This window comes from Amycolatopsis sp. NPDC057786 (genome assembly GCF_042797905.1).
Classification (GTDB): domain Bacteria; phylum Actinomycetota; class Actinomycetes; order Mycobacteriales; family Pseudonocardiaceae; genus Amycolatopsis.
Genome location: NZ_JBHVKW010000019.1, coordinates 89,758 through 101,254, shown reverse-complemented (window position 1 = coordinate 101,254; position 11,497 = coordinate 89,758). Strand labels below are relative to the sequence as shown.

7 protein-coding genes are annotated in these 11,497 nt (G+C 70.0%); all 7 read right to left on the bottom strand.

The features are described from left to right. Window positions 1-226: 226 nt before the first annotated feature. The 7 genes from ACFVM3_RS14195 to ACFVM3_RS14165 are packed head-to-tail and all read right to left on the bottom strand — an operon-like array spanning window position 227 to window position 11,296. Entirely contained in the window at window positions 227-3,538 is a 3,312-nt protein-coding gene (locus tag ACFVM3_RS14195) for a serine hydrolase (RefSeq protein ID WP_378438706.1), read from the bottom strand. Further along, window positions 3,535-4,518, bottom strand: a complete 984-nt coding sequence (locus ACFVM3_RS14190) for an ABC transporter ATP-binding protein (protein ID WP_378438704.1) — start codon at window positions 4,516-4,518, stop codon at window positions 3,535-3,537. The genes ACFVM3_RS14195 and ACFVM3_RS14190 overlap by 4 nt, the downstream gene beginning before the upstream one ends. After that, on the bottom strand, window positions 4,515-6,416 hold the full coding sequence (locus ACFVM3_RS14185; protein ID WP_378438702.1) for a dipeptide/oligopeptide/nickel ABC transporter permease/ATP-binding protein: 1,902 nt from the start codon (window positions 6,414-6,416) through the stop codon (window positions 4,515-4,517). The genes ACFVM3_RS14190 and ACFVM3_RS14185 overlap by 4 nt, the downstream gene beginning before the upstream one ends. A 1-nt stretch (window position 6,417) precedes the next feature. Beyond that, on the bottom strand, window positions 6,418-7,398 hold the full coding sequence (locus ACFVM3_RS14180; protein ID WP_378438700.1) for an ABC transporter permease: 981 nt from the start codon (window positions 7,396-7,398) through the stop codon (window positions 6,418-6,420). Beyond that, entirely contained in the window at window positions 7,398-8,996 is a 1,599-nt protein-coding gene (locus ACFVM3_RS14175) for an ABC transporter substrate-binding protein (protein ID WP_378438698.1), read from the bottom strand. The genes ACFVM3_RS14180 and ACFVM3_RS14175 overlap by 1 nt, the downstream gene beginning before the upstream one ends. A gap of 9 nt (window positions 8,997-9,005) precedes the next feature. Further along, window positions 9,006-9,908 (bottom strand): serine hydrolase, encoded by a 903-nt coding sequence (locus ACFVM3_RS14170; RefSeq protein WP_378438696.1) that lies wholly within the window; start codon window positions 9,906-9,908, stop codon window positions 9,006-9,008. Continuing rightward, window positions 9,905-11,296, bottom strand: a complete 1,392-nt coding sequence (locus ACFVM3_RS14165) for a serine hydrolase domain-containing protein (RefSeq protein ID WP_378438694.1) — start codon at window positions 11,294-11,296, stop codon at window positions 9,905-9,907. Before ACFVM3_RS14165 ends, ACFVM3_RS14170 begins: the two co-directional genes overlap by 4 nt. Between the last annotated feature and the right edge of the window lie 201 nt (window positions 11,297-11,497).

Below are 11,497 nucleotides of genomic sequence, written 5' to 3'. Positions count from 1 at the left end.
CCCAAAACTCCACCCGCACCGACCGCGGCAACCACCGATAAACCCGCACAACCCCGCCCCTCCATCAGACGGTGTTGCAACAACCCCATGACTCCAAGGAGGCCTTCACAGACCTACCACCCGACACGACATGTCGCCCAGCATCAAACAGAGATTCATCTGTCATCTGGCGTCCTTTGTGGACATCGTCCGTCAGGGGGCCGGCTCGGGTCACCAGGAGCTGAAGCTAGGACGTCTTCGGCGTCGCACGCACCCCGTAGTGCATGTACTGCTCCCCCGTCGGCAGCGTGTAGAAGGTGACCGGCATCCACGTCCGCGTCCCGGGCTCACGGCACAGGAAAAGCGAGTCGGTCACCGGGACCAGATCGAACTCCTGCGTCTTCTCCGGCAGGAGTTCGGCGAGCGGTCCGGTGGCGGTCTGCCGTAGCCGCAGGCCCTCTCCCGACGCCAGCACGTCCATCCGCGCGCCTGCCCGTTCGTAGCCGCCAACATGCCTCGATCCGTCGACGGTGACCGGAGTCGCGGGCGGTTCGAGCGGCCTGGGCATCGCGACGTCGGCGAGTTCGGCGACGATCTCCCGGTACAGCTCGACGTACAGGTCCCGGGTGTTGCCCCCGTTGGTGAGCAACGTGATGGCGAGCCCCTGATCGGGCAGGAGCCGGAGGAACGCCGACTGGCCGATCGTGTTGCCGTCGTGGCCGATGACGCGCTGCCCGCTCCAGGTGTCCCGGATCCAGCCGAGCCCCCAGGAGTCGCCGAGCGAGTGCTTGTCGGGGATGTCGGTCTGCTTCGCGGCCATCGCGGTGGCCGAATCCGTCGTCAGGATCCGTTCCCCCGCCGGGGTCAGGCCGCCGGTGAGGTGCAGCCGCGCGAAGCCGAGCACGTCCTTCGCCGTGGCGGTGATCAGCCCGGCGGGTCCCATGCTCCGGGGCAGCCCCCAGACCGGTGCGGGTGCCGGATCCTCGTCTCCGTCGGCCACGTGACCGACGGCGGCCCGGAAGAGCAACGCCTCCTCGGGCAGGGTCACGGTGTGGGTGAGACCGAGCGGGGCGAACAGTTTCTCCCGCATCGCGGCGTCCCAGGTCAGCCCGGTGAGCTTCTCGATCACCCGGCCCATGACCACGAAACCCGAGTTGCAGTAGGAAAACGTCTCGCCGAGCGGATGGTTCTGCGCGGCCTGGTCGAGGACTTCGACGTAGCGTTCGAGACAGTCGTCGCCGCGTCCGGTGTCGGTGAAGACGTCGCCGTCGATACCGCTGGTGTGCGTCAGCAGATGCCGCATGGTGACTTTGCCCGCCACGCCGGGATCGGCCAGCCGCAGTTCCGGCAGGACGTCCGCGATCGGCGCGTCCAGTTCGAGGAGCCCTTCGTCGACCAGCCGCATGACCACGGTCGCGGTCCACACCTTGGAGATCGAACCGATCTGGAACACCGAGTCGTCGGTGACCTCGACCCCGGTCTTCGTGTTCAGCACGCCGTAGGAGGCGAGAACCTCGGTGTCGTCACCGATCCGGGTGATGCCGAGCGACGCGCCCGGAACGCGGTGCTTGCGGGCCAGTTCGGCCAGCCGTCGCCGCCAGTGTGCGGCTTCGATCGGCACCCGTGACGGGCCATCGGCAGGCGCCGTGTACTGCTCGACCCAACCGAGGACGCGCTGGTTGAAGTCGAGCCGGTGCGACGGCGGCCCGTCGAGGATGAACAGGTGCGAAGCGTCCGGGTACAGCACCAGCCGGGACGGGACGCCCCGTGCGCGCAGGGCGCCGAACCACTGCTCGGCCTGGCCGACCGGGCACCGGTCGTCCTGCGCGCCCTGGATGACGAGCGTGGGCGTCCGCACCCGCTCGACCTGCGCGAACGGCGAGAACCGCTCGTTGGCCTTGTCCCACGCCGGACCGCCGAGTTCGCCGACGGCCAGGTAGTGCCCGGCGTCGGACGTGCCGCCCATACTGGTCAGGTCGCTGACCACACCACCGGCGACGGCGGCCGCGAACCGGCTGTCGCGGCTGGTCAGGTAGCAGGTCATGAAGCCGCCGTAGCTGTAGCCCGCCACCGCGAGCCGGTCCGCGTCGGCGATCCCTTCGGCGACAAGGTGATCCAACGGTTCGAGGAAGTCGGCCGCGTCGGCGACGCCCCATCCGCCGACGGCGGCGGTGTAGAAGTCCTCGCCGTAGCCGTCGCTGCCCCGCGGGTTGATCAGCAGCACCGCCCAGCCGCGCGCGACGAGCGCCTGGTGATAAAGATGGATCGAGTCGGCCGCGCCGTTCCAGGCGTTGTGCGGGCCGCCGTGGATGTCGAGCAGCAGCGGCGCGGCGCCGGGTCGCGCCGGATCCCGCAGGAGCCAGCCGTGGACGACGGTGCCGTCGCCGATGGTGAATTCCCGTTCCTCGTGACGGAAAAGCTCGGCCTCGGCCAAGGATGCGCCGTGCTTCGTGCGCACGTCGACGGCGCCGGTGGCCCGGTCGACGACGGCGATCTCGCCGAACGAATCACCCGTGGCCAGGACGACCACGACCCGCCCGCCCGCGATGTCCATTCCGGACACGACACGATCCGCGCCCGCAAGTACCGCACGCGGGCTCTCACCGTCCACTTCGTACAGATGGGTGCAGCCACGGTCCCGGACACCGAACAGCACGGCTCCGTCCTCCGTGGTCTGCGGAAGGGCTCCCGGATAGCCGGGGCCACCGGGCATCACGTTGCGGTCCAGTGACGCGGTCAGCTCGACCGGGTCCCCTCCGTCGAGCGGGACACGCCACAACCCGAGGTGACCGACCTGGGTATCGGCCCGGCCGACCACCAGCAGCGCACCGCCGTCGGCGGTCCAGCCGACCGTGCCCACCATGCCCTCACCGGAGCCGATCAGCCGCGGCTCGGCGGTCTTCGCGGTCACGTCGAGCACGTAGGCGCCGGAACGAAAGGTCAGATCGGCGTCGCCGTCCTGTCCGGACGAGAAGGCGAGGTGCGTGCCGTCGGGCGACCAGGCCGGATCACCGGCGTGCCAATCGCCGAAGGTGACCTGCCGGACTTCGCGCGTGGCGACGTCGAGGACGTGCAGATGCTTGCGGACGGTCTTGATCAGCCCGGCCCCGTCGGCCTTGAAGTCCAGCCGATCGGCCACCACCGGGGCGTTCGCCGCGGATTCGCCGCCCGCCAGGTCGACCGCGGCCGAGAAGGCGATCTTGCCGCCGTCCGGGCTCCAGACCGGGGCGCCCGCACCGAGCGGGAGTTCGGTGACCTGCTCGACCTCCCCGCCCGACGGCGGCAGGAACCACACCTGCGGGGGCCCGTCCTGGGCGCGGAGGAACGCGATCCGCGTGCCGTCCGGCGCCCACTTCGGCGCCATGTCGGCGGTTCCGCGGGTGAGCTGCCGGGCTTCGCCGGTGGTCGCGCCGACCTCCCAGAGCGTGTGCGCGTTCCGGTCTTCGTCACGGTCCGCGGTGCGCAGGACGTAGACGATCCGCTCACCGTCCGGGGACAGCGAAGGCTGGCTGGGGACGGCGATGTCGTACAGGTCGTCGAGACCGAGACGTCGGGTCATGATGCGCTTGCTCCTCTGGAGGTCGTGAGCTCGTTTTCGCTGAAGTGGCAGGCCGCCGAGTGACGCCGGTGTGCCGCGTCGTCCGCGGGATCCGCCTGAAGGCAGAGTTCGCGGTCGGCGCGCACGAGCGGGCCGACCGGGCAGCGCGGGTGGTAGCGGCATCCGCCGGGCGGATGGTGCGGGTCGGCGGGTTCGGCGTCGGCGATCACGTCGTCCGCACCGGTGCCGAGCAGCGAGGTGGTCGCCGACGGCGCCGCGGCGAGCAGGTCACGCGTGTACGGATGCCGCGGATCGGTGAGGACCTGTTCGGCCGGGCCGACCTCGACGATCCGGCCGAGGTACATCACGGCGACGATGTCGCTGAGATAGCGGATCACCGCGAGGTTGTGCGAGATGAACAGCATCGACAGGCCGAGCCGCCGTTGCACGGACCGGACGAGGTTGAGCACCGCGCCCTGCACCGAGACGTCGAGCGCGGACGTGATCTCGTCCGCGATCAGCACCTCGGGCCGCCCGGCCAGCGCGCGGGCGAGCGCCACCCGTTGCCGCTGGCCGCCGGACAGTCGCCCCGGCAGGTGGACGGCGCGTTCGGGATCGAGGTTGACCAGCTCCAGCAGCCGGGCGACCTCGTCCCGGCGTGCCGCGCGTCCGGGGAGGACGCCGCGCGGGATCGCTTCGGTGATCGATTCCCCGATGCTCATCCGGGGGTCCAAAGAGGAATACGGATCCTGGAACACCATCTGCAACGGCGGTCGGCGAGGCAGCTCGCGGACGTCCACGCCACCCAGCAGGACCCGTCCGGCGCTGATCGGCGAGAGCCCGACGGCGGCGCGGGCCAGCGTCGACTTCCCCGATCCCGATTCGCCGACCAGCCCCACGACCTGTCCGGAAGGGACGGTCAGCCCGACCCGGTCGACGGCGGTGAGCCCGCGACGGCCGCCGTAGCGCACGCTCACCGCGTCGAAGACGAGATCGCTCACTCGGCACCTCCTGCGGTCACGGTTTCCTTGACAGGCGGGGAAAGCGGCGCCGGATACCAGCAAGCGACGCGATGCCCGGGTTCCAGGTGCTCCAGCGCCGGGTCTTCGAGACGGCATCGATCGGTCACCGCCGGGCACCGGTCGGCGAAAGCACAGCCGGTGGGCACGCGATCCGGTTCCGGCGGGCGGCCGGGGATCACCGCGAGCGGCGCGTCACGGTCGGTCTCGAGGTCGAGTGTCGCGGCCAGCAAGGCCCGCGTGTACGGATGCCGCGGTGTCCCGGCGGTCGGCAGGTCTTCCACCACCCGGCCCGCGTACATGACCAGCATCCGTTCGCACGTCTGCGAAACGACCGCGATGTCGTGGCTGATCAGGATGATCGCGGTGTCCCGTTCGGCCCTGGTCCGCGCCAGCAGGCGCAGCAGCTGCCGTTGCACGGTGACGTCCAGCGCCGTGGTCGGCTCGTCGGCGATGATGAGCTTCGGGTCCCCCATCAGGCCCATACCGATCATCGCGCGCTGCCGCATCCCGCCGGAGAACTCGTGCGGATACTGCCGCGCGCGCCGTTCGGCGGCGGGGATCCGCACCGCGCGCAACCGGTCCACGGCCCGCTCGAAGGCCTTGGCCCGCGGGAGTCCCTGATGCTGTTCGGCGACTTCGGCCAGTTGGCGGCCGATCCGCCTGGTCGGGTTGAACGAGGTCATCGGATCCTGGAACACCATCGCCAGCGACGTGCCGAGCAGACCGCGCAACTCCCGTTCCGGGGTCGTCAGCACCGGTTTCCCGGCGAATTCGAGCTTGTCCGCGGTGACCACGGCCGGTGCTTCGACCAGCCGCGACACCGCCAGCCCGGTCAGGCTCTTCCCCGAACCCGACTCGCCGACGACACCGATCGCCTCACCGGCGCGGACGGTGAAACCCACCCCGCGCACCGGAACGGTCCAGCCCGCCGGACTCGGGAACGCGACCTGGAGGTTCTCCACGACCAGCACGGTGTCGTCGCGGGTCTCGGCGGCGTCCTCCCTGGCCGGAGCGACCGGCCGCGGTGCGAGTTTGCGCGACCCGGTACGCACACCGATCACCCCGGCGACGGTCTCCCCCACCAGGTTGAAGGCGAGCCCGGCGAGGACGACCGCGACACCGGGCGCCAGCGCCGCCGCCGGATTGACGTAGATGCCGTTGAGTCCTTCGCCGAGGATCCGCCCCCAGTCGTATTCCGGGGCCTGCACACCGATTCCGAGGAAGGACAACCCGGCGAAGGCGAGCAGCGCCCCGCCGGCGCCGATGGTCGCGTTGACCACCAGCGGTTCGCCGATATTGGGCAGGATGTGCCGGAACAGCAACCGGATCCGGCCGACGCCGGAGATCCTGGCCGCCGCGACGAAATCCCGCCCCGCCACCGAAGCGGCCATCGTCTGTGCCAGCCGCGCGAACGCCGGGGCCAGCGCGAAACCGACCGCCAGCACCGCGCCCTGCGTCCCGACGCCGAAAATGACCGAGAAGAACAACACCAGCAACAGACCGGGGAAGGCGACCGCGATGTTGACCGCCGCGATCACCAGCCGGGCGAGCGGACGCGGCAGCACCGAGGGCAGTGTGCCGAGCACGAGCCCGGTCACCACCCCGATCACGGTGGCGAGCAGCGCCAGCACGATCGACAGCCTGGTCGCCACCAGCACGCGGTAGAGGATGTCGCGGCCGAGGTCGTCGGTGCCCAGCCAGTGCGCCGCCGACGGTCCCTGGCCGATCGCGTTCGTGTCGATCTCGAAAGCCTTGTCCTGCCACAGGATCGGCGCCAGCACCGCGAGCACGATCACGAGTGCCAGCAGTGCGGCCGAGCACGCGCCCAGCGGGGTGCGCAGCGCCCCGAGCCATTTCGCTCCGCGCGGATTCGCCATCTCAGTTCTCCCGGATCGTCGAACGCGGATCGAGAACGGCCAGCAGCACGTCCACCGTCAGGTTCACCAGCAGCACACCGATGCCGTAGACGAGCACGATTCCCTGCACCTGCGGGTAGTCCTTCTGCAGGATCGACTGCGCGATGGTGGAACCGAGCCCCGGCCAGGCGAACACGTTCTCGACCAGCACCGTCCCGGCCACCATCCCGGTCAGCATCAGCCCGCCCATGGTGAGGGTCGCGGTCACCGCGTTGGGCAACGCGTGCCGGAGGTACACCAGCCGCGCGGGCAACCGTTTCGCCCGCGCGGTGCGGATGAAATCGTTGCCCAGCACGGAAAGCGTCTCCACTCGCACGATACGGGCGAGTACCGACGCCGGGCCGAGCGCCAGCGCGATCACCGGGAGCACGAGCGCACCCGTCCCCTCGCTGCCCGCCACCGGGAACCAACCGAGCTGGACCGCGAAGAACGCCACCAGCGCCACCGCGACCAGGAACTCCGGGATCGCGGCCAGGAGGACCGCCGTCGAGGTGAACGCCAGTTCACCTCCGCGACGGCGGCCGCCCCGGGTCAGCACGGCGAACAGCAGGCCCAGCGGGATCGCGACCGCGATGACCACCACGAAGGCGGGCAACGCCAGCTCCAGGGTCGCGGGGAGCCGGTCGCCGATGACGTCCGCGACCGGCACCCCGGTGGTCATCGACGTTCCCCAGTCCCCGGAGAAGAGACCGGCGAGATAGTCGACATACTGCTTCCACAGCGGGTCGTCGAGGCCGAGCGCGGCCCGCCGGGCGTTCACCAGCTCGGCGGGCGCGGTCAGCCCGAGCGCCGCGCGGACCGGATCGCCGGGGATCAGCTGGATCATCAGGAACGCCGTGGTGACCAGCACCCACAGCGAGACCGCAAACCGGCCGAGACGGCGGATCCCGAACGACAGCCAAGGACTGCTCCTCGGGCCGGCTGTCGCGACGGCGCTCGTCATCAGGAGTACATCCGGATCGACGACGGCAGGATCTGGCCCTGGTTCATTTCGAACCGGGCACCGTTCGCGAAGGTCGGGATGGTCGAGTTCACGAACGGCACCACATCGAGCCGATCGAACAGCGCGGATTCGGCGGCCAGCCAGTCACCGCACCCGGATTCGCCGACCTGCGCCGACGCCTTGCCCGCGAGCTCGGTGTACCGGGGATTCTCGATATGCGCGAAATTCGTGCCCTGCGGCGGTTTCGCGCCGGAAACGAACGGAACGGCCTGGCTGGGCAGGACGAAGCCCAGCGGCGCCAGCGACACTTCCCATTCACCGGTGCCGAACAGCACCTGGCTGGTGCCGGGGCCGTCGACGGCCTTGATCGTGGCCTCGACCCCGATGTTCTTCCACGACTGCAGGATCAGCTCCGCGGCCGAGACCATCGTCGGCCCGACCTGGGTGCCGTAGACGACGGTGAGCGCGAGCCGTTTGCCGTTCTTGGCCCGTATTCCGTCCGGACCGGGCGTCCACCCCGCGGCGTCGAGCCCGGACTTCGCGGCGGCGACGTCGAAGGCGGGCAGCTTGCCGTTGATCGAATCACCGGGGCACGCCAAGGGTTCTCCGGTGACGAGCCCCTTGGCGGGCTGACCGGTGCCGGTGGTGAGCACCTTGCCGATCTGGGCGAAATCGAGCGCCTGGGTCAGTGCGCGGCGCACCGCCTGGTCCTGACCGGGCCTGCCGGGTGCCTGGTTGAAGAACACCTCACCCATCGGCATGACGATGTCGGCGTGGAACAACTTCTGCGACCGCAACCGCTGCTGGTCCTGTCCGGTCACCTGCGCCGCGCTGAGTTCCCCGGACAGCAGCAGGTTCGCCGTCGTCGTCATGTTCGGCACGACCCGGAAGACCACTTTTTCGGGCAGTCCCGGCTGTTCGCTCTTCCAGTCGCCGGGGCCCCAGGTGTAGTCCTTGCGCCGGGTGAGGGTGTAGTGGTCGTTCGGCACGATCTCGGTCATGGTGAACATGCCGGTGCCGTGCTGTCCCTTCGCGGCGGACGCCCGGTCCGCCAGTCCCTTGGCGCAGACGATCGGCACGGCCGCCACATTGCGCAGCAGGAACGAATCCGGTGCCCCGCTGGTGACCGTGACGGTCCGGGCGGCGTCGTCGGCGACCGCCTTCGTCCCCGCTTTGACACTGACGCCGGTCAGCGGGGACTTGGTCGCCGGATCACCGACGTGGTCGATGTTCGCGGCCACGTCCCGCGCGGTCAGCGGTGACCCGTCCGCGCATTTCACCCCGTCCCGCAGGGTGAAGTTCGCCGTGGTCGTCGTGGCCTCCCATTTCTCCGCCAGCCCCGCCACCGGCTTGCCCGCGGAATCGAGGTGGATCAGGCCGTCGTAGAGGAACCGGCCGATCTGCCTGGCGATCGACAGCACGGTGACGGCCGGGTCGAGCGTCCCTGGATCGGTCGAAAGGCCCATCGTGAAGGTCTTGCCGTCGGTCAATTTCTGGTTCGCGGTCCGGTCCTCGCCGGATTGCGACGTCCCCCCGCACGCGCTCACGGTCAAGGCCACCACGCCCGCCATGGCGGCGGTGAGCCGAGCTGTCTTCATGCGGTTCTCCTACGGTTGGACGGAAAGTGCGCGAAGGTGGTCCACGGCAAGGCGCGCCGCCGTGCCGATCGAGGCGTCGACCGCGGGCAGGCGGTCGGCGAGGGATTCGGCGCGGGTGAACACCGCGACGGCGTACCGGCGACCGTCCACATCGGACACGACGCCCGCTTCGTTGCGGACGGCGGGAAGGGTCCCGGTCTTGGCCGCGACCGCCACCCCGGCGGGGAAACCGGACGACATCCGATGCGGCCAGATCTGTTGCGCCATGATCTTCCGTACGCGCTCACAGGCGGCCGGGTCGCCCGCGCGGTCGGTCCAGATCGCGTCCAGCAGCGCGGTGATCTCCCGCGGGGTCGACGACGTCGTGCGTTCCGGATCGAGGACCGAGAGCTTCCACAGCTGTTCGGGCGTTGCGGCGGCGAAGACGGCTTCCAGATCGTCGTCGGGTTTCGCGCCGAGATCCGCGATCACCGAGGCGAAAAGGTCCTCGCAGCAGCCGATCAACCGCGTCCTGGCGAGCCCGAGGTCGGCGAGCACCCGGTCGACGGCCTCCTGCCCGACCCGGTGGTAGACGAGATCGGTCGCGGCGTTGTCGCTCATCGTCAGCATGAAATGGGCCAGGTCGCGCCAGCTCATCTCGACGTCGTCCGCGCAGCCCGCGGTGCCGATCCCGCCGATGCGGTACCGGGTGGTGACCAGGGTCCGCTCGGTCTCGTCCAGTCGCCCGGCCACCACTTCCCTGGCGTAGGCGAGGGCGACCGGGATCTTGAACACCGACGCGAGCACGACCGGGTCGTCCGCGCCCACAGCGACTTCGGGACCGCCGGAGACGCCGATTTCCCGAGCGTGCAGGAATCCGCGTGCCCCGGCCGACTCGAAGACCGCCTCGATCTCGTCGGCGATCCGGCTCACCGGCTCACCCGCCGGTCGGCACGCCCGGTGTGGAGGTACAGCGCCCGCCCGCTGCCGTCGTCCCCGACGAACGCGTGCGGCATGTGCAGTCCGGGCTGCGTCTTGTAGGCCGCGACGAGCGTGTCGCCCTTGTAGGCCAGCAACTCCGTCTTCTCGGCTTCCCCGCCCGTAGCGGCCATGATCCCCTTCGGAACACGCTCGATCCACAGCTGTCCGTCGTCGTCCTGGCTGACCACGGTGTCGGCCACCCGCGACGAGTACTCGCCGACGTACCTGGACGGGTCGGCCGGCGCCGCCGCCGCGTTCGGTTCCGGCAGGGCGGGGACCTCGACGTCGGCGAGGTCACCCAGCACCTTCCGGAAGATGTCCGCGTACAGGTGGAGCGGCTGGCCTCCGTTGGTCAGCAGGGCGACCGCGACGTTGCGGCCCGGGACCACCCGCAGGAAGGCCGACTGGCCGATGGTGCCGCCGTCGTGGCCGATCACCGGGCCGCCGGGCCAGTCGAAGAGCATCCAGCCGAGACCCCACGCGCCGCCCATCAGGCCGAGGTCGGGCAGTTCGACCTGGCGCTCCCACATCGATCGCACCGTTTCCGGCCGGAGCACCTGGGTACCGTCGTCCGCCCTTCCCTCGGACAGGTGCATCCGCGCGAAGGTGAGCAGATCGCGCGGGCGCATCGAGAGCATCGATCCGGCCGGGGCGTTCGACCGGGTCAGCGCCCAGATCCCGGCCGGGCGCGGTTCGTCGTCCGGTGACGGCGCGAGGTGCCCGATCGCGGCGCGGTACCGGATCGCGTCGTACGGCCCGGCGGCCGCGTGCGTCAGACCGAGCGGGGCGAAGAGATGGTCGCGCAGGCAGTCGTCGTAGGACTTGCCCCGCAGTACCTCGATGACGCGGCCGAGCACGCAGTAGGCGGCGTTGTTGTAGGAGAACATCTCCCCCGGCTTGAACAACTGGGGCACGTCCGCCAGTGTCGCGACCAGCTTCTCCACGCAGTCGTCGCCAACACCGGTGTCGGTGAAGATGTCGCCTTCGAAACCGGACGTGTGGCAGGTCAGCTGCCGGACGGTGATCCGCGACGCCGCGTCGTCGTCGGCGAGGACGAACTCCGGCAGGTAGGCCCGCACCGGCTTGTCGAGATCGAGGAGGCCTTCGTCGACGAGCTGCATCGCCAGCGTCGTCGTCCACACCTTCGTGATCGAGCCGATCTGGAACACCGAGTCCACTGTGGACTCGACACCGGTGTCCTTGTTCAGCACGCCCGCCGCGTGATCGATCACCTCGTCGCCGGCGAGGACCGCGACGGCCGCACCGGGGACCCGGTGTTCGGCCAGCAGGGCGGAAAGGTTCTGTGCCAACCAGGCGTCGATTTCGGAAAGTTTCGCCATGTTCCACCTCGTGTCCGGGAAAGCGTCGGCCGCAGTTCCCGGGATGCTATGCCGGTGACCGGTGCCACCGATTCGTGCGGAACGACGAGAGCGGCGGAAAAGTTCATCCGGGCTGACGAATCAATCGCTCCGGCCCTCCCCGCACCCGGCCGTGCACACAACAGCAAGGAAGACAAGGAATGCCCGAACACGACACCGTCC

Bases quoted from the DNA above. Each gene is read 5' to 3' on its own strand.
- ACFVM3_RS14195 (WP_378438706.1), bottom strand. From the start codon at position 3,538: ATGACCCGACGTCTCGGTCTCGACGACCTGTACGACATCGCCGTCCCC.
- ACFVM3_RS14180 (WP_378438700.1), bottom strand. From the start codon at position 7,398: ATGACGAGCGCCGTCGCGACAGCCGGCCCGAGGAGCAGTCCTTGGCTG.
- ACFVM3_RS14165 (WP_378438694.1), bottom strand. From the start codon at position 11,296: ATGGCGAAACTTTCCGAAATCGACGCCTGGTTGGCACAGAACCTTTCC.
- ACFVM3_RS14175 (WP_378438698.1), bottom strand. From the start codon at position 8,996: ATGAAGACAGCTCGGCTCACCGCCGCCATGGCGGGCGTGGTGGCCTTG.
- ACFVM3_RS14185 (WP_378438702.1), bottom strand. From the start codon at position 6,416: ATGGCGAATCCGCGCGGAGCGAAATGGCTCGGGGCGCTGCGCACCCCG.